The 20,474-nt window shown below is 55.9% G+C and carries 18 protein-coding genes; 13 read left to right on the top strand and 5 right to left on the bottom strand.

Annotated elements, in window-relative coordinates:
• The first annotated feature begins 34 nt into the window (after nt 1-34).
• The 3 genes from cysT (at nt 35) to HQN87_RS15310 (ending at nt 2,238) form a co-directional block, all read left to right on the top strand.
• Entirely contained in the window at nt 35-880 is an 846-nt protein-coding gene (gene cysT, locus HQN87_RS15320) for a sulfate ABC transporter permease subunit CysT (protein ID WP_173134871.1), read from the top strand.
• Nucleotides 881-1,051: 171 nt separating this feature from the next.
• Entirely contained in the window at nt 1,052-1,915 is an 864-nt protein-coding gene (gene cysW / locus HQN87_RS15315; RefSeq protein WP_173134868.1) for a sulfate ABC transporter permease subunit CysW, read from the top strand.
• Between the two features lie 101 nt (nt 1,916-2,016).
• Nucleotides 2,017-2,238: a YezD family protein gene (locus HQN87_RS15310; RefSeq protein WP_173134866.1), complete on the top strand. Its 222-nt coding sequence runs from the start codon at nt 2,017-2,019 to the stop codon at nt 2,236-2,238.
• 92 nt (nt 2,239-2,330) lie between these two features.
• Here HQN87_RS15310 and HQN87_RS15305 read toward each other — a convergent pair whose 3' ends face one another.
• Nucleotides 2,331-2,636, bottom strand: a complete 306-nt coding sequence (locus HQN87_RS15305) for a hypothetical protein (protein WP_173134863.1) — start codon at nt 2,634-2,636, stop codon at nt 2,331-2,333.
• Nucleotides 2,637-3,066: 430 nt separating this feature from the next.
• Between HQN87_RS15305 and HQN87_RS15300 the strand changes: the two genes are divergently transcribed.
• Together HQN87_RS15300 and HQN87_RS15295 are read left to right on the top strand one after the other, a co-directional pair.
• Nucleotides 3,067-3,699, top strand: coding sequence for an NAD(P)-dependent oxidoreductase (locus HQN87_RS15300; RefSeq protein WP_173134860.1), 633 nt, complete (start codon nt 3,067-3,069; stop codon nt 3,697-3,699).
• A 1,148-nt stretch (nt 3,700-4,847) separates the two neighbouring features.
• Complete coding sequence (locus HQN87_RS15295; protein ID WP_173134857.1) at nt 4,848-6,482, top strand: NAD(P)H-hydrate dehydratase; 1,635 nt, start codon at nt 4,848-4,850, stop codon at nt 6,480-6,482.
• A 100-nt stretch (nt 6,483-6,582) separates the two neighbouring features.
• Here the strand turns inward: HQN87_RS15295 and HQN87_RS15290 are convergent, their stop codons facing one another.
• Both HQN87_RS15290 and HQN87_RS15285 read right to left on the bottom strand, forming a co-directional pair.
• Nucleotides 6,583-7,038 carry a hypothetical protein gene (locus HQN87_RS15290; RefSeq protein ID WP_173134854.1) on the bottom strand — a complete coding sequence of 152 codons (456 nt, stop codon included), beginning with the start codon at nt 7,036-7,038 and terminating at the stop codon, nt 6,583-6,585.
• A 67-nt stretch (nt 7,039-7,105) separates the two neighbouring features.
• Nucleotides 7,106-8,002 carry an SDR family oxidoreductase gene (locus HQN87_RS15285; protein WP_173134851.1) on the bottom strand — a complete coding sequence of 299 codons (897 nt, stop codon included), beginning with the start codon at nt 8,000-8,002 and terminating at the stop codon, nt 7,106-7,108.
• A 124-nt stretch (nt 8,003-8,126) separates the two neighbouring features.
• Here HQN87_RS15285 and HQN87_RS15280 point away from each other — a divergent pair, with 124 nt between their 5' ends.
• The 3 genes from HQN87_RS15280 to sdaAA all read left to right on the top strand — a co-directional run bounded on the left by HQN87_RS15280 (nt 8,127) and on the right by sdaAA (nt 10,236).
• Nucleotides 8,127-8,531 carry a GNAT family N-acetyltransferase gene (locus tag HQN87_RS15280; protein WP_254075513.1) on the top strand — a complete coding sequence of 135 codons (405 nt, stop codon included), beginning with the start codon at nt 8,127-8,129 and terminating at the stop codon, nt 8,529-8,531.
• Between the two features lie 119 nt (nt 8,532-8,650).
• Nucleotides 8,651-9,361, top strand: coding sequence for an L-serine ammonia-lyase, iron-sulfur-dependent subunit beta (gene sdaAB / locus HQN87_RS15275; protein WP_173134845.1), 711 nt, complete (start codon nt 8,651-8,653; stop codon nt 9,359-9,361).
• Complete coding sequence (sdaAA, locus tag HQN87_RS15270; RefSeq protein WP_173134842.1) at nt 9,358-10,236, top strand: L-serine ammonia-lyase, iron-sulfur-dependent, subunit alpha; 879 nt, start codon at nt 9,358-9,360, stop codon at nt 10,234-10,236. The genes sdaAB and sdaAA overlap by 4 nt, the downstream gene beginning before the upstream one ends.
• Nucleotides 10,237-10,273: 37 nt before the next feature.
• On the opposite strand, the gene HQN87_RS15265 is transcribed toward sdaAA, so the two are convergent.
• On the bottom strand, nt 10,274-10,576 hold the full coding sequence (locus tag HQN87_RS15265) for a hypothetical protein (RefSeq protein ID WP_173134839.1): 303 nt from the start codon (nt 10,574-10,576) through the stop codon (nt 10,274-10,276).
• A 71-nt stretch (nt 10,577-10,647) separates the two neighbouring features.
• Between HQN87_RS15265 and HQN87_RS15260 the strand changes: the two genes are divergently transcribed.
• Entirely contained in the window at nt 10,648-10,842 is a 195-nt protein-coding gene (locus tag HQN87_RS15260; RefSeq protein WP_173134836.1) for a YwbE family protein, read from the top strand.
• Between the two features lie 1,275 nt (nt 10,843-12,117).
• Here the strand turns inward: HQN87_RS15260 and HQN87_RS15255 are convergent.
• The gene (locus HQN87_RS15255) at nt 12,118-12,927 is read right to left on the bottom strand and encodes an HNH endonuclease signature motif containing protein (protein ID WP_173134833.1); all 810 of its coding nucleotides are present in this window, start codon (nt 12,925-12,927) and stop codon (nt 12,118-12,120) included.
• A gap of 236 nt (nt 12,928-13,163) precedes the next feature.
• On the opposite strand from HQN87_RS15255, the gene HQN87_RS15250 reads away from it, so the two are divergent.
• The 4 genes from HQN87_RS15250 (at nt 13,164) to HQN87_RS15235 (ending at nt 20,030) form a co-directional block, all read left to right on the top strand.
• On the top strand, nt 13,164-13,700 hold the full coding sequence (locus tag HQN87_RS15250) for a hypothetical protein (RefSeq protein WP_254075512.1): 537 nt from the start codon (nt 13,164-13,166) through the stop codon (nt 13,698-13,700).
• A gap of 52 nt (nt 13,701-13,752) precedes the next feature.
• A complete protein-coding gene (locus HQN87_RS15245; protein WP_173134819.1) occupies nt 13,753-14,769 on the top strand; it encodes a LacI family DNA-binding transcriptional regulator in 1,017 nt (338 codons plus the stop codon).
• 93 nt (nt 14,770-14,862) lie between these two features.
• On the top strand, nt 14,863-16,206 hold the full coding sequence (locus HQN87_RS15240; protein WP_173134815.1) for a glycoside hydrolase family 30 protein: 1,344 nt from the start codon (nt 14,863-14,865) through the stop codon (nt 16,204-16,206).
• A gap of 596 nt (nt 16,207-16,802) precedes the next feature.
• Nucleotides 16,803-20,030 (top strand): cellobiose phosphorylase, encoded by a 3,228-nt coding sequence (locus HQN87_RS15235; RefSeq protein ID WP_173134812.1) that lies wholly within the window; start codon nt 16,803-16,805, stop codon nt 20,028-20,030.
• The last annotated feature ends 444 nt before the right edge of the window (nt 20,031-20,474 follow it).

Raw genomic sequence — 20,474 nt, 5'->3', positions numbered from 1 at the left:
CACACGCCGAAGGCAGGAAAGGATGAATGGGCAAATGAATGTCACTACTAAAGCTGCTGCTGTATCACGGCGCAGGCTTCTGCCGGGGTTCGGGATTACGATGGGGTTCAGCGTATTGTATCTGAGTCTTGTCGTGCTGCTGCCGCTGTCGGCGCTGCTCTTCAATTCGACGGGGCTGAGCTGGGCCAAATTCTGGGATGTGGCTACGGATGCCCGTGTGCTGGCCTCCTACCGTGTCAGCCTGAGTACGGCTGCTGCGGCTGCCCTGATCGACGCTGGTCTGGGACTGCTGCTGGCCTGGGTGCTGGTGCGTTATGAATTTCCCGGCAAAAGAATCTTCGACGCCCTGATCGACCTGCCGTTCGCGCTCCCGACAGCCGTTGCAGGCGTATCGCTGACCGCACTCTACTCGCAGAACGGCTGGATCGGCTCCCTGCTGGAGCCGCTTGGCCTCAAGGTAGCATTCACGCCGCTCGGCATCACGCTGGCGCTGATGTTCATCGGCATTCCCTTTGTCGTCCGCACAGTGCAGCCGGTGCTGGAGGATCTGGACAGGGACATGGAGGAAGCGGCCGCCACGCTGGGGGCAAGCCGCTGGCGGACCTTCCTGCGGATTGTCATGCCGGAGCTGTTCCCTCCGCTGCTTACAGGCTTCGCCTTGGCGTTCGCCCGGGGCATTGGCGAGTACGGCTCCGTCGTATTCATCTCCGGCAACATGCCGATGCGTACAGAGATCGCCCCGCTGCTGATCATGTCCAAGCTGGAGCAGTTCGATTACGCCGGAGCCACGGCGGTGGCGCTGTTGCTGCTGCTGATCTCCTTCCTGATGCTGCTGGTGATCAACAGCCTCCAGCACTGGGCGCGTAAGAGCTCGCGGTAACGGGGGAGAATGCTTCATAAAACTTAAGTGAATGCTTCCGAAGCGAGTTGTATTGCGAAGTCTACCCAGGAGCGTATGCTTCATAAAACTTAAGCGAATGCTTCCGAAGTAAGTTTTGCACGAAGCAGATTCAGGAAGCCTATGCTAACAAAACTTTTAGGAGGAATAATAATGGCCGGTACGGTTCCCCTGCATGTCCCCGGGCCGCGAACGGGCGTGTCTTCGCCCGCGGCAACAGAGTCACGAGCCGTGAAATGGGTGCTCATCTCCCTGGCTGGACTTGTATTGCTCTGGCTGATCGCCCTGCCGCTGCTGATCGTGCTGGTGGAGTCGCTGAAGCGGGGGCTGGATGTCTACTGGGCTGCACTGACCGACCCGGATGCGGCCTCGGCGCTGAAGCTGACCCTGCTGGTCGCCGCGATTACGGTTCCGCTGAATACGATCTTCGGGGTAACGGCGGCGTGGGCTGTAACCAAGTTCCGTTTTCGCGGCAAGGGCTTTCTGATTACGCTGATCGACCTGCCTTTTGCCGTATCCCCGGTCATCGGCGGGCTGATCTTCATTCTGGTGTTCGGCTCGCATGGCTGGTTCGGTCCGTGGCTAAGCAGTCATGATATCAAGATTGTTTTTGCTTTGCCGGGTATTGTGCTGGCGACGCTGTTTATCACGTTCCCGTTTGTGGCACGCGAGCTGATTCCGCTGATGGAGGAGCAAGGCACCCAGGAGGAGGAAGCGGCGATTACGCTAGGTGCGCACGGTTGGCAGATCTTCTGGCGCGTGACGCTGCCTAATATCAAATGGGGCCTGCTGTACGGCATTATTCTCTGTAATGCACGGGCCATGGGCGAGTTCGGCGCAGTATCGGTGGTATCCGGGCATATCCGCGGGGAGACGAATACGCTGCCGCTTCATGTCGAGATTTTGTACAACGAATATCAATTCTCGGCATCCTTCGCCGTGGCATCCCTGCTGCTCCTGCTGGCGCTGGTAACGATGATTGTCAAGGGCCTGCTTGTACGCAAAAATGCTCATTGACAGCTCTTGGGGTCCGTGCTAAGTTAATTCATAGTATACAAGGTGGTAATTACGGAATTTGGGTGGAGTTACTTCCCTAACCGGGAAAGGGAGGCTGGAGAATGGCTAAGCCGCTGAAGGTGGATGAGGTATGGCTTGCACGGATAACGGAACTTCTCGACGATATGGAATTCGGCTCATTGCACATCGTGGTGCACGAAGGCCAAATCGTACAGATGGAGCGCACGGAGCGCAGACGTTTCGGGAACAGCACAGCAAATGCACGTAATAGTGGAGAGACCGGAAGCCGGCGGACCGATACCCAGGCTGGGGGACGAGGATAATACGAATCAATGAAAAAGACCTTCGCTGGGAGAACCAACGGAAGGTCTTTTTTGTTGTTCTTGTTGTTCAGGGCGGTGCAGCAGCTTCGGCGTTAGTAGCGTGTGCGCCGTGATCCGCTTAGTCCTTCTACGAGCAGGATGATCGCGGTAATGGCATGCATAATCCAGCCGACAAAAGGAATCAAAGCAACCACTGAGGTGACCACACCGACTGCATTCCCGATGATAGGTCCGCGTTCCTTCAGCAAAATGATGATGGCTACAGCATGCAGCAGAAAAGCTACTCCAAGCGGTACCCAGGCATTAGCAACCACAAAGCTTCCCCCGATGATCGGCAGCGCCAGAAAAGCCTCATAAGCGAAAGTTCCCCATTTAAACAATTTTCCTGTAGGAGACATAATGATCCCACCAACTTTCCAAGTAGTAGTGTTAAGTGTCTATCCACAGTTTACCCAAGGATGAAGATAAAGAATAACCTGCCGGGCAGACAACTGGTGCAATTGCGCACGTTTCTGAGTTATTGTACGCCGGAGAAGGCGGGACGTTTCATTTTCGGCGGATATATAGATGCTTGTGCCGCCTTGCGGTGGAACCTTGGAGTCATATATATTGGTATCTGTACGGCGGAGGGGTCTGCATGAAGATCGCGGGAAGAGTGAGGATAACGAATGGACAAGCATGCACAGCCGGATATCCGGCAGGAGCTGCCTTCCGAACCGGTGATGCCCGCTTCGCAGGGGATGTTCCTGCGGCGTTAATTTTGTGTAATTATATAGAATGCATTTGGAAATATACAGACAGTGGATAGGAAAGTGAGGCGGCGGAAGAATGGATATTGTAGTGTTTGGTGCATCGGGCAAGATTGGAAGTGCCATCGTAGAAGAAGCGTTAAAAAGAAAACATGAGGTGACGGCTGCAGTACGCAGGCCCGAAGCCTTCACCCTGGAGCATGAACGGCTGCGCGTTGTTGCGGCTGATCTTCTGGACCCGGCTTCGGTAACGGCGGCTGTGCGCGGGCATGAAGAGGTGATCAGTGCATTCGGCCCTGCGGCCGGGCACGAGAATGATCTGCTGACGGTGGCTGCTTCGCTGCTGGAGGGGATGCGCGGGGCGGGACTTGAGCGTCTGATCGTAGTCGGCGGAGCAGGCAGCCTGAAGACGGAATCGGGTGAGTGGCTGATGGATACCGCCGATTTCCCGGAGGCTTACCGTGCGCTCGCATCAGCTCATGCGAATGCCTATGAGATTTATAGAGGCTCCTCGCTGGATTATACGTATCTTAGTCCGCCTGCCGCTTTTGTCGCGGGGCGCCGTACCGGCCAGTTCCGTATCGGCCTTGACCGCCTTATTGTTGACGAAGACGGACGTAGCGGCATCAGCATTCAGGATTTCGCTGTGGCGGTTATCGACGAGCTGGAGGAAGGCAATTTCAGCAGAGCCCGTTTCACTGTGGGATACTGACAGGTGCGCAAGGGCAGGTCCGAGGAGAGCATCATCCGAACTGCGGAAGTGGATTCATTAATAATCCAGCAATGGATGGGGCTGGGATTGAAGTGTAGATTCGGGTGATAGTTGTACAACGTACAATTAAAAACAGTGAAAAAGACCGCTTGCAGCATATAACTGTAGTCGGTACAACTAAATCTGCCCGAATGGGTGAGAACGAAGGTGCAGCCGGTATTTAAATGTACGAAATACAGCTAAACGGAGCATTGGTGGTATATCAGACGATTTAGCTGTACAGAGTACAATTCAGCTTACCGCATGTACAGCGTCAGATTGGGTGCGATGAGGCGTGAAGGACTATATGAGTGAAGTCAATGGGCCAGATGTATGCGGCAAACCGTGCACATTATGCTGGCGAGAAGGTAAACGGGTTAAGGTAAACGGGTTAATGTCTGCGGAAACAAACATGTCTTTCAAGGCACAACTCCAGCATGAAAATGAGCAGCGCGCCTAAAAACAGAACGTCGTCTGTTTATCTATTTAACAAATTTTAACGGAAACCCGAACACAATTGGACTGGGAGCGCCACGTAAGCCGAATGTAATCGAAAAACCGAACACAATTGAACTAGGAGCGCCACGTAAACCGAATGTAATCGGAAAACCGAACAAAATTGGACCGGGAGCGCCACGTAGGCCGAATGTAATCGAAAAACCGAACAAAATTGGACCGGGAGCGCCACGTAGGCCGAATGTAATCGGAAAACCGAACACAATTGGACTGGACGCGCCACGTAAGCCGAATGTAATCGAAAAACCGAACACAATTGGACTAGGAGCACCGCGAAGGCCAAATGTAATCGAAAAACGGAACACAATTGGACTGGGTACGCCCCGTAAGCCAAATGTAATCGGAAAACCGAACACAATTGGACTGGGAGCGCCGCGTAAGCCGTGCGTTTATCGCAGGTTGTGCCAGAAGTATTTTCTCAGAAAAACCAAACGCAATGTGCTGACATGAAGGTCATTAGGCTGAAGGTATGCGAATAACCGAACACAATAGTAGGTGGTTCGATCTTACTGATTCAATTTATTCAATTTACCGTATAAAGTCTGTTGCTCTACTAGCATACTCGAAGCAATGATAAGGGAGGTTCAAGGCCAATGGATGTAGTGACAGCGGAGGAGATGCGCGCATTCGACCGTGACACGATCGGGCGGCTGGGGATTCCGGCCATCGCGCTGATGGAAAATGCCGGACGGGCCATTGCCGAGGAAGTCATCGCCCTGTGCCGCCGGCGCGGGGCTGGCGGCGTTGGCGGAGCGCGGAGTGACGGCGCAGGAGCTGCGGGCAGAGGCGCAGCTCCTGCACGCTTCTCCGTCAGCGCAGATGCTGCGCTGACGCTGGCCGCTGCCGGCGGAGAGCACTGGCTCGTCCTCGCCGGCAAAGGCAACAACGGCGGCGACGGACTCGCCGCCGCCAGGCACCTGCGTGAGGCCGGCATCGCCGTCACGCTGGTGTACGCGGCCGCGCCGGAGTCGCTGGCCGGCGAAGCCGCCCTGCAGCGCGATGCCGCTGCAGCCATGGGCATTCCTGCCGTAGTCTACGGCAGGGACGCCCTGGACCTTGCCGCAGGCAGCGGCATCGTGGATGCGCTGCTCGGCACAGGCAGCGCGGGAGCCCCGCGCGGTGCCTATGCGGAGCTGATTGCCGCTGCGAACGCCAGCGGCAGACCCATCGTGTCCGCAGACATCCCCAGCGGGCTGGACGCGGACACGGGGGAGACGCATGAGCCCTGCATTCATGCGGCGCTGACCGTCTGCCTCGCGTTCCTCAAGCGCGGGCTGGTGCAGTATCCCGGCGCGGCGGCCGCCGGGCGGGTCGTGGTCCGCTCCATCGGCATTCCCGCGGTCCTGGCCCGTGAGAGCGGCGTCCGGGTCAGCCTGCTGACGCCGGAGGTGCTGGCGACACGCCTGCGGGTTGACCTGTCGCGCCACCGTTCGCCCGAGGGCCACAAGGGCACCTACGGGCATGTCCTGCTTGCCGCAGGAAGCCTGCGCATGAGCGGCGCAGGCCTGTTGTCCGCCCGTGCTGCGCTCCGCGCAGGCTGCGGCCTGGTGACCTGGGCGCTGCCGGAGAAGCTGCTGCCCTATATGATCGGCTCCGCACCGGAGGTGATGCTGGCCCCGGTCACGGGCGGCGACGGGGAGTGGAATGCCGGTACGGCCGCTGAAGTGCTGCGCCTTAGTGCCAGCCGCGATTGTATTGCCCTGGGTCCGGGGCTTGGCCGGTTTGAAGGAGATACGGAGTGGCTCCGCAGACTTTGGGAGGAGACGGACTCGGCCATGGTAATAGATGCGGATGCGCTGAATATACTGGCGGATGCTGAATACAGAACATGGAGCCGCCGCCATCCGGTAATCCTGACCCCTCATCCGGGGGAGATGGCCCGTCTGGCGGGGGTCTCTACCGCAGAGGTGCAGCGGGACCGGATTGGACTGGCGCTCTCCTATGCTGTTCAGCAGGGTGTGATTTTGGTGCTCAAAGGAGCCCATACCGTGATCGCAACGCCCGAAGGACAGGCTTATATCAATATCACGGGGCACCCCGGTATGGGCACCGGAGGTGCAGGTGATGTACTGACCGGAATCATCTCTGGTCTGCTGGCTCAGGGTCTGGAAGCTGTCCAGGCGGCAGCGTTCGGCGTCTATCTGCACGGGCTGGCCGGAGAACGGGCCGCCGGGAAGCGGGATAACCCGGCGGCCCTGATCGCCGGGGATATTATTGAGGCATTGTAATTATTGAAGCCGGTACTGTTGTCCGGCATTGTCTGGGGCGGTCTCTGGCGCAGCGGTGCCGTTTCTGCCGGAGACACGCTAGCCTGGCGGCGGAACGGATTCAGAATATGATCAGGCAGAGCAGCGGAATGAACAAGGCGAAGAAGGGAAGCAGGAGCGGATAGCGTTCACCGGCAATCTGGGCCAGCCGGAATAACAGCAGCACTACGAGTCCCGTAAGGCCGGAGACCAGGGCATCGCCGCCCTGCTCCGAGGCGAGCCAGAGGCCGGCGCCATAACCGGCTACAGCATACAGAGCCAAGGCCGGACTGAGTGAAGTGGAGCGTAACAGGCGGAGCAGCGCATCGGCAACGATCGCCGCCGGTAAGCCATAGGCGTAAATGGCATAAGGCACCGATACCGGCCATCCAGCCGGAATTCCGTCCTCGTAACCATGGAACAGCATGAACAGGGATACCAGAATAAAGGTCAATCCGGCGGCGGACAGTTTGGTCAAGGCGTACATGCCTGCAGTCAGGCGGACAGAGGGCAGATCATAATCCTTGTAGGGGGTCATCGCTTAACATCCTTTCTGGGTGGGGGATGAATACGGCCGGAATGACCGCTTGAAGCCGGAACGCGGATCAGCTTGTAACCATTTGCCCTCCGTTAACATGAATACAGGTGCCTGTCACATAGGACGCATCATCACTGGCGAGGTAGACATAGGCTCCTGCCAGCTCATAGGGCTGTGCCGCCCGTTTGAACGGGGTATCTGTCCCGAATACACTGACCTCTTCCGCAGAGAAGCTGGCGGGAATGAGCGGGGTCCACACCGGACCGGGAGCTACACTGTTCACACGGATGCCGCAGTCCGCAAGAGAAAGGGCGAGGGAACGGGTGAAAGAGACAATGGCGCCTTTGGTGGAGGAATAGTCAATGAGCTCCTTGTGGCCCCGGTAAGCGGTAACGGAGGCGGTGTTAATGATGCTGCTTCCATGATGGAGATACGGGAGCGCAGCCTGAGTCAGGAAAAAGAACGGAAAAATATTGGTGCGGTAAGTCTGATAAAGCTGTTCCTCCGAGATATCCAGAATGCTCTTCTGCGGATATTGAACGGCGTGGTTGTTCACCAGAATGTCGAGTTTGCCCAAGGTCTGTACGGTGTGTTCCACCGCCGCTGTGCAGCATTCTTTATAGCGCAGATCCGTCTCAATCCGCAGACAGCGGCGTCCCAGCTCCTCAATCCGGCGTTGTGTAGCTGCGGCATCCGAGGCTTCTTCCAAATAAGCGATAGCAATATCTGCCCCCTCTTTGGCAAAAGCGATAGCAGCCGCTCTTCCAATGCCGCTGTCCCCGCCGGTGATCAGAGCGGTTTTTCCTTGAAGCCGCCCGCTTCTTCCTTCCGGATTCTCGCTGATCGGACGCGGATGCATCAGGCTCTCCAGCCCCGGCTGGCGGTCCTGGTGCTGTGGGGGAAAAGCGATAGGCTGCACTTCGCATACCGTCTTTTCACCGTAATAAGGATAAACGGAATTCATCGGGTGAATCTCCTCCCTGCTTGCTTCTCTCCGTATATTGGTATGCATGCGCCCAGAAAAGCGTGCGGCGTTATCTTACATAGAATAAACATAGAATTGGGGAGAATGAATGCTATACAGATCAATGACTATTGACGATTACGAAGCAGCCTACCGCTTGTGGGAGAATACGGCCGGAATGGGCCTTAGTGAAGCGGACTCACGCACGGAGATTGCCCGTTATCTGGAGCGGAATCCGGGAATCAGCCAGGTATGTGTGGAGGAGGACGGTACCCTTGCAGGCACTGCGATGTGCGGACACGACGGGCGCAGAGGATATCTGTATCATGTGGCTGTCCACAGCGGCAGCCGGGGGAAGGGCGCCGGCCGTGAGATGGTGGCGCGCTGCCTGGAGAAATTGCGGGAAGAGGGTATTCTGAAATGCCATCTGATGGTGATCGGGACGAACAGCCTGGGCCGCAGCTTCTGGAATAGCGTCGGCTGGCAGGAGCGGGACGGGCTGGTCCTGTTCTCCAAGAACAGCGGATAGGTCACAGTCAATGTAATAGTGTAGCATTGGTGCGGACGCAGTATAATATATAGGAGCTGTACAATGATTGGCATTATTCACTGTGCATTGCCCAATTTGGATAGCGGGAGATCAGAACTATGCGGTTTAAGGATGTTTTCTCAATCATAGGTCCGGCGATGGTCGGGCCTTCCAGTTCGCATACAGCGGGAGCCGCGCGGATCGGCCGGGCGGCGAGGCAGGTGCTTGGGGAATTGCCGGGAGAAGCCGAGGTCACGTTCTTCGGTTCCTTCGCCGCCACGTATCAGGGACACGGGACAGACCGCGCTATAGCCGGAGGTCTGCTGGACTTCGCCACCGATGACCACAGGCTGCCGGATTCCATAGAGCTTGCGGCCGAGGCGGGGATGAAGATTTCCTTCGCCCAGGGAACGGGGCTGTTTCCCCATCCCAATACGGTCCGTCTGCGTCTTGTAGGCAGTGAGAGCGGGACGGAGCTGACGCTTACGGGTACTTCGATCGGCGGGGGTAATATTGAGATTGTGGATATCGACGGCTTCAGTGTGAAGCTCACCGGCATGTATCCGACAGTGCTGATTCAGCATATGGACTATCTGGGTGTACTGGCCAGTGTAACGGATGTGATGCGGGAAGGCCAGTTCAACATCGGACATATGTCACTGGACCGGAAGAACCGTAGCGGAGCGGCCTTGACGGTGCTGGAGCTGGACGAGGCAGCCACGAAGGAGCTGCTGGAGAAGCTGCAGGCGCTTCCGGCTGTGAAGACCGTCAAAGTGGTCGATTTGAACGAAAATGGACAAGAACAGAAGGGGAAGGACATCACACCATGAATTTTCAAACACTCAGCCAGCTGGCTGTATTATGTGAAGAGCGGGGGCTTGGAATCGGCGCTCTGATGCTTGAGGAGCAGAGTGCGGAATCCGGACGTTCCAAGGAGCAGGAATTCGCCACGATGAGCCAGTATTACGGCGTTATGAAGGAAGCCGTAGAGCGCGGCATGACGGAAGATACCACTTCCCGCAGCGGTCTGACAGGCCTGGATGCCCAGCGGGTGGGCGCCTATAATGCGGCCGGTGAACCTTGTCTGGGAGGGCCGGCTGGTCAGGCTATGGCCTATGCCCTGGCGGTATCCGAAGTGAATGCCTCCATGGGCCGGATTATTGCCACACCGACTGCCGGGTCCTGCGGAATTATTCCCGGTGTGTTCCTGAGCTGTCAGGAGCGCTTCGGCTGGGACGATGACTATATGGTATCCGGTTTATTCGCTGCCGGAGCGATCGGCTATGTTATCGCTAATAATTCTTTTGTATCGGGAGCGGAAGGCGGCTGTCAGGCCGAGGTGGGCTCAGCTATCGGCATGGCGGCCGGGGCTCTGACTGAGCTGCGCGGCGGGACGCCGGCAGAGGCTGTACATGCGGTAGGCCTGGCGCTAAAAAATACGCTGGGACTCATCTGTGATCCCGTTGGCGGACTTGTGGAGATCCCGTGCATTGTCCGCAACGGCTTCGGTGCCGTTACGGCGCTGGCGGCGGCAGATATGGCTCTGGCCGGTGTCCGCAGCGTGATTCCATCCGATGAGGTGATTAAGGTGATGCTGGAGGTAGGCTCCGCCATGCCCGAGAAGCACCGGGAGACGGCAGGGGGCGGGCTGGCCCAGACGCCAACCGGCCGCCGGATCATGAAGGATTTGCGGACGAAGAAATAACCGGCGGCCGATCGGCAGGGCGGCAGTCTGCCCCGCTTCAGAGCATGCGGAAGCGTTCAAGCTGATCCCACAGGCCCTCCTGCCGGAGAATCTCTGCCTGCTTCGGTCCCATAAGGTCGAAGTGGGGGAAGGGCTGGCGGTTATGAATATACCGCGCCGGAAGACCGTGCTTCCTGCACCATTCCCGCAGGCGGGGAAGATCGCTGCAGCCCACCTTGGTGACTGTGGTGATATCAGGGAAACGCGGGTCTATCCAGTAATGGGTCAAGAAAGCAATCTCCCCTGCGGAGACTGCCTGTTTCCAGCGGGTTAATTCTGCTCGGTTAATTCCAAAGGCCATAGCGGTTCATCCTTATCTTTAAGAGTAAGTTGATTCTATATTGCAAATCAGATGTGAAGGAAGTGAGAGATATGAACGGGCAAGTGAGAGCAGACATCCGCCCCGGACTTCAGGTGGATATCGTGCTGAAGCAGGACCAGGCGACCGGCAAGCTTACACATGGCACGGTTAAAGACATTCTGACCAACTCGCCCCGCCATCCGCACGGGATCAAGGTGCGCCTGACCGACGGCCAGGTAGGACGGGTTAAGAATATCACCGGCTGAACATAGCCGAACCAAGAACTAGACTTAAGAACTTAGAAGCGCCACGAACCGGGCGGTTGTGTAATAGGACAGCCGCCCGGGGAAGGGCGTTTTTTTGAAATATAAGCATTTATATACTTCCTGCCTAGTGGAGTATCAGATTTAATTCTGTGAATAATAGGGTTGAATCCCGGAGGTTCCGAACCACGGAACTACACCGCCCGGCCGAGTTTGCTCCTAACGGACCTGAGAGGCCCTATTCCCCGTAAAACACCACGTTTTGCGGTTTAACGGACGGAGTGGACCTTATCGTCTCTCTACGAGAGGTTTAAGCGTAGAAATTCCAAGAATAAGCTCCATGGGGTCCGTTCCTTTGCCCAAGTGGTGACTTTCATCCGGAATAAGAGCGCCTCAGTCCGTAACGCCGAGCCAAACGCCCGAATGAACAACTCCCCTCTTCATCTGGGAATGGCACTTGAAGGGGGACCTCCACTCCTGTACTCCTTCAGGCATTAGTATGCTCGCTTATTCGTATACATTGAGCAGATTACCTTCGCGCCATCACATTGTGTTCGGTTTTCCTGTGAAAATACGTCTGGCACTGCGATAAAACGCACGGCCTACGTGGCACGTCCAGTCCAAATGTGTTCGGTTTTCCGATTAGATTCGGCCTACGTAGCGCTCCCAGTCCAATTCTGTTCGGTTTTCCGATTACATTCGGCCTACGTGGCGCTCCCAGTCCAATTGTGTTCGGTTTTTCGATTACATTTGGCCTACGCGGTGCACCCAGCCAATTGTGTTTGGTTTTCCGTTAAAATTTGTTAAATAGATGAACAGACGATGTTCTGTTTTTAGGCGCGCTGCTCATTTTCATGCTGGAGTTGTGCCTTGGAAGACATGTTTGTTTTCGCATACCTTAACCCGATTACCTTTCGCGCCAGCATAATGTGCACGGTTTTCCGCATACATCTGGCCCATTGACTTCACTCATATATTCCTTCACGCCTCATCACGTGCATGAGCTATGCTCAATTGCACTCCGTACAACTAAATCGTCTGATATATCGCCTACGATCCGTTTAGATGTATTTCGTACCATTAAATTCCGCCCGCACCTTAGTTCTGACCCATTTGGTCAAATTTAGTTGCACAGACTACAGTTATAAGCGGTATTCCTTCCTTTACCCTGTTTTTAATTGCACGTTATACAACTATCGCTGAGGTTCCCTTCAAACTCACTTCATAAATAAATAGCCGGTTTGTTGTTAAACTCACTTCCTCAGTTCCCAAGGGATACTACCGGCTCATGAACTGCTCGACAGACTGGTCGGCCTTGGTCTGATTGCATAAATTACAGGCACAGACGCAGTTATCAGGCGTGGTATGGCCGCCCTTGGCCCGGGGGAGCAGATGGTCGATCGTATCCCCGTATAAGCCGCAGAAATAACAGGTGTAGTTATCCCTGGAGAGAACATAGGCTCGGAAATCTTTGTTGCTGTACAGGCGGCGGATCGTACGCCGGTTGACGACGATGGCGGCATGCTCCTTGACCAGCGTTACAGCAAGCTCCAGGTCGATCTCCTGGTGCCAGCGGCGGCCTTTGTCACTGTGCCCGCGCATCAGAATCATGCCCTTCGCCGAAGGAATCAGGGCAGAGGCATCCTGTGGATCAGGCTTCGGCCCGCGCTGCTGCGGAAGGGTGCGGCCTGTCTCGGCAGCATTGCGGGGACGGGTCTTCCCCTTGAAGCCCGCAGCCCCCGAGCTGCCCCGGGCTTCCTTGGCGCGTTCGGGCCGGGAAGGCTGACGGAGCTGGGCAGCAGGAGGCTTTGCAGTGCCAGCACCTGCTGCTCCGGATATAGAGACCAGGGGCTTGTCCCGCTTCGCGGGTCCCAGGCCGGCCGGACGTTCCGGCAGCGCCGGCTCCGCGCTGGCACGTACCGGAGGCAATACAGCATCTGCTCCGCGAAGCTTGCGGCATTCCCGGCAGGCTCCGCGCCGGGACACTCCCTTCGAGCGCTTGCCTGTACGTCTGCGGAATTCGGAGAGCGGCTTAAGCTGATGACAATAAGCACATTTTTTGGATGTTGCGAGAATAGGTTCAGTCATAAGTATAGTTGGCAGGACGGCTCCTCTGCCGTCAACTGTCCAATCCCTTCTGTATTTTGAGATATAAATGTATATGTTGCATGCGGCTCATAGAATTTCGGTATTTGATCTGATTGATACTAGTATAGCGTAAAGCACAGACATTCACACAGCAGGCACAAAATGGCGCAAAATCACATCAGTGTGACATCCCTCCCGTCAGCCCTGAGGAAAAACCTGTAAAATATTAATAAAGCATGAGACTAGGATCTGAAACGATATTAATTATGAACCTGAAATGGGGAATCGGAATGACTTCTGCCACAAAAAAGCCGGGAGCTGTAATTCTGCTGTATGTCCTTCATGCATTTTTGAGTCTTGGGGCTGTCGCCGGAGGGCTGGCGCTGCTGGCTGATCCCAGCGGGGAAATGCTCGGAATGCCGGCTTCGGTGCTGGAAAGATCGCCATTTGACAATTTTGTGATTCCGGGGCTGCTGCTGCTGGCTTTTTTTGGGCTGCTCCCGCTAATGGTGCTGTTCGGCCTGCTTAAGCAGCCGCAATGGAGGTGGGGCTATAGACTGACCCCATTCAGGTCGCTGCATGCTTCGTGGAGCTTCTCACTGTATATCGGCTTCGGACTGATTATCTGGATCTTGGTGCAGACCTATATGATGGATGCCGTCAGCGTGATTCACGTGCTCTATACGTCTCTGGGGCTGCTGATTCAGATCGTTACGCTGCTGCCTGCGGTACAAAGATATTTTATGCTGGACGGCTGTGCGGAAAGAAGTTAGAATGTCAGTGAACATAAAAGGGCTTACATTGAGCTGCGGGAGTGAACCGGAAATGACTACGATCTATGATATTGCCAAAAGGACCGGCTACTCACCAACCACGGTGTCCAAGGCGTTCAATAACTATTCTGATGTGCGGGAGAAGACGCGCCAGGAGATTCTGCGTACCGCCCAGGAGATGGGGTATCTCCCCAATGCGCATGCACGTACACTGACGACCAAGAAATCCTGGACCATCGGCGTGTTGTTTGTGGAGAATACGGGAGCGGGTATCCGTCACCCTTTTTTCAGCGCAGTGATTGAGAGCTTCAAGCAGGTTGCCGTAGCCAAGGGCTATGCCCTCATGTTCATCTCGAAAGATGTCGGAGGCAAGCAGAGCGGATATCTGGAGAACTGCCGGATTCGCGGAGTCGACGGAGTGGTTGTGTTTCTCTCTGATTATGATGACCCGTATTTCAAGGAGCTGCTGGAGAGTGATATTCCTACTGTGGTTCTCGATTTCGAGACGGAGCTGTCGCATACGGTCTGCTCGGATAACAGGAGCGGCGCCCTGCTGGCAGTGGAATATCTGACATCGCTCGGACACCGCAGAATTGCCCATATCTCGGGGGGCGGGAATACTTATCCGGGACAACAGCGTGAGCTGGGGTACAGAATGGCGATGGAGCAGAAGGGGCTTGAGGTGCCGGAAGAATATGTTGCTGAGGGAGCCTTCTATTCACTGGAGAATGGCTACGGCGCAATGAAGTCTCTGCTTGAGCTGCCGCAGCGGCCGACGGCTGTTTTTGCTTCGGGTGACTTGCTTGCACTGGGTGCGGTTATGGCTGCCAAGGATCTTGGGCTTGCTGTGCCGGGGGATATTTCCGTGATGGGTTATGATGACATTGAGCTTGCCGGATATGTAACACCTTCGCTGACTACTGTACGTCAGAATACGGAGCTGCTGGGAACACGGGCGGCTGAGCTGCTGCTGGCATCCATGAATGGTCCGCGTACCAGCCAGGAAGCAGTGGTGCTGCCGGTGGAGATCATTGTAAGGGATTCCTGCGCACCGCCGGGCCAGTCCTGAAAGTGCGTTCATCCGGGAATACCTTTTTTTTCGGCAAAATCGAAACCGGTTTCGATTTCTTTCGTTTTCACCATTCGAAGAGGAGTGATTGACATGTTCACCGTTCAAACCGTAGTAACTGCCAGAGATACGGGGGATCGCCTGAGTCCCAAAGCAGGCCTTCCCTTCAAAGCGGGCCTTCCCGGTGCAACACCGGAAATACGGCTGCACCCGGAGCAGGAGTATCAGACCATCCTTGGTTTTGGCGGCGCCTTCACGGAGGCAGCGGCCTATACCTTGTCGCGGATGAGCCCGGCGAAGCGGGCTGAGGTCATCCGGCGGTATTTTCACCCGGTGGACGGGCTGAATTACAGTATGGGCCGTGTGCATATCCATAGCTGCGATTTCGCACTCGGCAATTATACCTATGTGGAGGATGGCGATACGGAGCTGGCGACCTTCGACATCTCGCATGATCATCAGTGGGTGCTGCCGCTGATCAAGGATGCCATGGAGGTCCGGGGCGGACCGTTCACGATGCTGGCCTCCCCGTGGAGCCCGCCCGCCTGGATGAAGACGAACGGGGAGATGAATAACGGCGGTTCGCTGAAGCCGGAGTATGCGCCAGTCTGGGCGAGGTATTATACCAAATTTATTGAGGCCTACCGCAAGGAAGGCGTTCCGGTCTGGGCGGTTTCTGTACAGAATGAGCCGGCGGCCGTGCAGATCTGGGATTCCTGTGTGTACAGTGCTGAGGAAGAGCGTGATTTTGTCAAAAACCATCTCGGCCCTGTGATGCACGAAGCCGGAATGGGCGATGTGAACATCGTCATCTGGGATCATAACCGCGACATTATGATTGAGCGTGTAACCCCGATCCTGTCCGACCCGGAAGCCGCGCAGTATGTCTGGGGCACCGGCATCCATTGGTACGGCGGCGAGGAGTTTGACAAGGTGGAGAAGGTTCACGAGCTTTTCCCGGATAAGCATGTACTCTTCACTGAAGGCTGCCAGGAGGGCGGCGTACGGCTGGGGGAATGGTTCACAGGAGAGCGCTACGGCCGGAACATGATTGGCGATCTGAATGCCTGGACCGAAGGGTATCTGGACTGGAATCTGGTGCTGGATGAGACGGGCGGGCCGAACCATGTGGGGAATCTCTGCGATGCTCCGGTGATTGCGGATACGACTACGGACGAGGTTCACTATAACAGCTCGTATTATTACATCGGGCATTTCAGCAAATTCATTGCACCGGGTGCGGTGCGGATCGGGCTGGATGCGGCTGCTGAAGGTGTGCTGGCCGCAGCGTTCCGCAACCCGGACGGCAGCCTTGCTGTGGTGCTGATGAATGAAGGCGAGGAAGAACGCTCCCTGACGCTGGGCCTCAGGGATGAAGTAGCCGAATGCAGCCTGCCTGCGCACTCTATTGCGACACATCTGATTAGGCAGGGTTAGGCCTGCGGGGGAGACGGAAAGAGGATGAGTCGTTCCGGCAAAGTGGTGTGGGGATGAGTAGAAGCTGGGAGTTGGGGGCTAGTAGCTGACAGTATGGGGGTAAGGCTGGAGGGTAGGAGGTAGAATCTAGTGACGGATAGGCTGGCGCTGGGAGTTAGAGGCTAGTAGCTAAGAATAGGAGTTAGAAGCTGCAAGCTACAGTCTTAGTCGGAGCGGGTTCAAGCCCTCTTTAGCCATCTATTGCACTATGTACAGTAGATGCCCCCTAAATCCGGCGAAATTAGCGATCAATTGCATTATGTACAGCAGAATTCAGCTGAAGAGGCCTTTTCGGGCAGAAAGCTGGAAATCTAATGTATGAAATACAACAGAAGGCTGGTCGGGAGCGTAATGAGACAAATTCTATTGTACAAAGTGCAATCACCCAGGCGAGTGGCCATTTTTCAAGAGGTGTAAAGGGGGGGCAGCAGCCATTCAGGGGTCGCAATTACCCAGAAGTTATATAGCACGAGAAAGTTCAGCCGACAACGTAGCTACTGCGGGCCGGTAGCTGAAGCGGGCTGCAAGCGTTTATTAATATTTCTAGGAGGATAAATATGAGCAATTATTATTTTGATTCAGGTAAATTTGTAATCGAGCAGTTCCATGAAGGCAAGCCGTTCGCCAGCTTCCTGCCCGGCCTGGCCGGGCTGAAGGGGATACCGATGTGGACGTTCTATGTGAACCGCGGCCAGGGGATCAGCAGCTTCGGCGTGCGGGACAAAAACTCGCCGATCATGGAGTTCTCGCCAGCCAATATCTCCTATAAGAATGTAACATCGACCGGCTTCCGCACCTTCATCAAGCTGAAGGGGGCAGAGGAGATCTATGAACCGTTCCAGTCGGCCCGCCCGGACCCGGCAGCCAAGCGGATCATGACCATTCTCCCGAACGGACTGACCATTGAGGAATCGCATGCCGGACATGGACTGAAGACCACGGTCCACTACTACAACCTGCCGGGTGATGATTATGCTGCACTGGTCCGTCAGGTGGAGATCGAGAATACCGGCGGTACAGAGCTTGCGCTGGAGCTGCTGGACGGTCTGCCGGAGGTGCTTCCATTCGGGGTGGAGAATAGTAACTATAAGGAGATGGGGAACCTGCTCCGCAGCTGGATGGATGTGTTCAACCTGGAGAATGGAATTCCGTTCTACAAGCTGCGTTCCAGTACGAATGACGATGCGGAAATGAGCTCGATTGAGAGCGGACACTTCTATCTCTCCTCCACGGCAGAAGGGGAGCAGTTGTATCCGATCGTGGATTATGAAGTGATCTTCGGCTGGAATACTTCACTGACCTATCCCGACCGCTTCGCAGCGCTTCCGCTGGCTGAGCTGCTGGCACAGGCGCAGTATCCGGTCAACAAGGTGCCGTGCGGCTTCAGCGGGACCGCCAGAACGCTTGCCCCGGGCGCTTCCCTGAAGCTGAACACTATCATTGGGCATGTGAATGATATTGCCAGAATCAATCACCGGGCGGCGGAGCTGTGCCATGAGGAGTATTTTGCCGCCAAAGCCCTTGAAGCTGCCGCGCTGACCGAAGAGTTAACTGCGGATATCGCCACCCGGACGTCCTCGCCGATCTTCGACGCGTATTGCCGCCAGTCCTATCTCGACAATTTCCTGCGCGGGGGATATCCGTTTATCTTTGACAATGGGGAAGAGGGCTTCGTCGTCCATCTCTACTCCCGCAAGCATGGCGATATGGAGCGGGATTACAACTTCTTCTCACTGGCTCCCGAATATTATTCGCAGGGCAACGGGAATTTCCGCGATATGAACCAGAACCGGCGTAATGATGTCTTTTTCCATCCCAAGGTGGGCAGCTTCAACATCAAAATGTTCTACAGCCTGATTCAGGCGGACGGCTATAATCCGCTCAGTGTGCAGGGCACCAGCTTCGAGATTCTGCCGGAGGCGGGAGATCAGCTTAAGGCGTGGCTGGACGGAGCGCTTGCAGGCGGGGATGCAGGACTAGAGCGGCTGCTGGCCGGGCGCTTCACGGCAGGCAGTCTGATTAACTATATTGCCGATCATCAGATTACGCTGCAAATAAGCGAGCAGGAGTTCCTCAGCGGTGTGCTTGCCCTGTCGCAGCAGAATATTGAAGCCGCCTTCGGGGAGGGCTTCTGGTCCGATCACTGGACGTACAATCTGGATCTGGTGGAAGGCTATCTTGATATTTATCCTGAGCGCTGCGGGGAGCTGCTGTTCGGGGATGAGACCTATGCGTTCTACGACAGTGCCGCGTATGTCCTGCCGCGCAGCGAGAAATACGTGATCAGCGGCGGCAAGGTCCGGCAATTCGGAGCGTTGCTGGAGGATGAAGAGAAGCTGCACAAGCTGAAGCGGAAGGCCTCTGATACCCAGTGGCTGCGGACACAAGGCGGACATGGGGAGATCTACCGGACCAGCTTGTTCGTGAAGATGCTGTCGCTGGCCCTGAACAAATTCACCACTCTTGACCCGTACGGCATGGGTGTTGAGATGGAGGCGAACAAGCCAGGCTGGAATGATGCCATGAACGGGCTGCCGGGACTGGTTGGCTCCGGTATGAGCGAGACGCTGGAGCTTAAGCGGATGCTGGTGTTCATGCTGGAAGCACTGGAGAACACTGCGGATCTGCCTTCAGCCGTGGCACTTCCAGCGGAGATAGCGGCGCTGCTGACGCAGGTAGACCCTGCTGTAACTGAAGCGCTGGACGGCTCACTGGATTCATTCCTGTATTGGGACCGCGTGGCCTCGGCACGCGAGGCTTACCGGGCAGAGATCCGCTTCGGGATTACAGGTGAGACCGCCGAGTGGTCCCTTGCGGTGATCCGCGATATGCTGGCCCGGTGGCTGCGTAAGGTGGATCAGGGTATTAAGCTTGCGGTGACCATGGGCAATGGACTGGTTCCAACCTACTTCCGGTTCGAGGCTACACGCTTCCAGCCGGTCACCGATGAAGCCGGAGAGCCGGTAATCAGCGGTTATGGACTGCCGAAGGCCAGAGTAGAGGCGTTCGAGGCTTCCGCTCTGCCGTATTTCCTGGAAGGCCCTACCCGCTGGCTCAAAACCCTGGACAATAAGCAAACCGCCAAGGAAATCTATACCAAAGTGAAACAAAGCGGCCTGTTCGATCCGGTTACCTCCATGTACCGGACTTCGGTGTCGCTGGAAGAGGAAACGCATGATATCGGCCGCATCCGGGCCTTCACGGCGGGCTGGCAGGAGCGGGAATCCAACTTCCTGCATATGTCGTACAAATATTTGCTGGAGCTGCTGAAGGCCGGTCTGTATGAAGAATTCTACAGTGAGCTGAAGACCTCACTGATTCCGTTCCTTGATCCTGAGGTATACGGACGCAGTACGCTGGAGAATTCCTCGTTCATCTCAACGGGCGGGAATCCTGATCCTGCTACGCATGGCCGGGGGTTCGTGGCCAGACTGAGCGGCTCTACAGCGGAGTTCCTGAGCATGTGGAGAACCATGATGGCGGGAAGTCACCTGTTCTCCATGGAGACTGGCGAGTTGACCCTGACTCTGAATCCGTCGCTGCCTGGATGGCTGTTCGACGAGCAGGCTAAGGTATCCTTCACGCTGCTCGGCGGTACAGAAGTGACGTACTATAATCCGCGTAAGGCAGATACCTTCGGGGACAGCAAGGCGGTGATCCAGAAGCTGACGTTAACCCTCAGGGACGGCGGGGAGCGCGTGATTGCCGGCAGCCTGCTGCGCGGCGAAGACGCCGAGGCCCTGCGGCGGGGAGAGATCGCCTCGATTCTGGCGGCAATGGAATAATCGCAATCTGCAGGTGCAGCAGATTCAGCTACAGGCTATAGGAGGAGACCCGGTGGGGTCTCCTTTTCTTCGTAATTGGGAAATTTACTCTGACTCGTTCGAGAGTAGATGGCTGGATAGGTGAATGAGGTGCAGAAGTGCTCCTTAATTTGCCGGGAATAAACTGGATGGGGTAATGAGGTGCAGAAGTGCTCTCTAATCTGCCTGAAATGGACTGGTGGGTGAAATGAGGTGCAGAAGTGCTCTCTAATCTGCGGGAAATGGGCTGGTGGGTGAAATGAGGTGCAGAAGTGCTCTTTAATCTGCCGGGAATGGGCTGGTGGGGATGGCGTAAAATAAGTTGTGTACCAGTATTTGGAGCCTAGTCAGGCAACAAAAAAGTAGGGTATCCTCAGGATTGCGAAACCACTAAGGAGGAACCCTACCAATGCCTATTTTACCCGA

The sequence above is a fragment of the Paenibacillus tritici genome (assembly GCF_013204885.1).
GTDB classification, from domain to species: Bacteria; Bacillota; Bacilli; order Paenibacillales; family Paenibacillaceae; genus Paenibacillus_AQ; species Paenibacillus_AQ tritici.
This window is presented reverse-complemented; position numbering and strand designations above follow the sequence as displayed.

Excerpts from the sequence above, each read along its gene's own strand:
- cysT (WP_173134871.1), top strand. The coding sequence starts at position 35 with ATGAATGTCACTACTAAAGCTGCTGCTGTATCACGGCGCAGGCTTCTG.
- cysW (WP_173134868.1), top strand. The coding sequence starts at position 1,052 with ATGGCCGGTACGGTTCCCCTGCATGTCCCCGGGCCGCGAACGGGCGTG.
- HQN87_RS15310 (WP_173134866.1), top strand. The coding sequence starts at position 2,017 with ATGGCTAAGCCGCTGAAGGTGGATGAGGTATGGCTTGCACGGATAACG.
- HQN87_RS15305 (WP_173134863.1), bottom strand. The coding sequence starts at position 2,636 with ATGTCTCCTACAGGAAAATTGTTTAAATGGGGAACTTTCGCTTATGAG.
- HQN87_RS15300 (WP_173134860.1), top strand. The coding sequence starts at position 3,067 with ATGGATATTGTAGTGTTTGGTGCATCGGGCAAGATTGGAAGTGCCATC.
- HQN87_RS15295 (WP_173134857.1), top strand. The coding sequence starts at position 4,848 with ATGGATGTAGTGACAGCGGAGGAGATGCGCGCATTCGACCGTGACACG.
- HQN87_RS15290 (WP_173134854.1), bottom strand. The coding sequence starts at position 7,038 with ATGACCCCCTACAAGGATTATGATCTGCCCTCTGTCCGCCTGACTGCA.
- HQN87_RS15285 (WP_173134851.1), bottom strand. The coding sequence starts at position 8,002 with ATGAATTCCGTTTATCCTTATTACGGTGAAAAGACGGTATGCGAAGTG.
- HQN87_RS15280 (WP_254075513.1), top strand. The coding sequence starts at position 8,127 with ATGACTATTGACGATTACGAAGCAGCCTACCGCTTGTGGGAGAATACG.
- sdaAB (WP_173134845.1), top strand. The coding sequence starts at position 8,651 with ATGCGGTTTAAGGATGTTTTCTCAATCATAGGTCCGGCGATGGTCGGG.
- sdaAA (WP_173134842.1), top strand. The coding sequence starts at position 9,358 with ATGAATTTTCAAACACTCAGCCAGCTGGCTGTATTATGTGAAGAGCGG.
- HQN87_RS15265 (WP_173134839.1), bottom strand. The coding sequence starts at position 10,576 with ATGGCCTTTGGAATTAACCGAGCAGAATTAACCCGCTGGAAACAGGCA.
- HQN87_RS15260 (WP_173134836.1), top strand. The coding sequence starts at position 10,648 with ATGAACGGGCAAGTGAGAGCAGACATCCGCCCCGGACTTCAGGTGGAT.
- HQN87_RS15255 (WP_173134833.1), bottom strand. The coding sequence starts at position 12,927 with ATGACTGAACCTATTCTCGCAACATCCAAAAAATGTGCTTATTGTCAT.
- HQN87_RS15250 (WP_254075512.1), top strand. The coding sequence starts at position 13,164 with ATGAGACTAGGATCTGAAACGATATTAATTATGAACCTGAAATGGGGA.
- HQN87_RS15245 (WP_173134819.1), top strand. The coding sequence starts at position 13,753 with ATGACTACGATCTATGATATTGCCAAAAGGACCGGCTACTCACCAACC.
- HQN87_RS15240 (WP_173134815.1), top strand. The coding sequence starts at position 14,863 with ATGTTCACCGTTCAAACCGTAGTAACTGCCAGAGATACGGGGGATCGC.
- HQN87_RS15235 (WP_173134812.1), top strand. The coding sequence starts at position 16,803 with ATGAGCAATTATTATTTTGATTCAGGTAAATTTGTAATCGAGCAGTTC.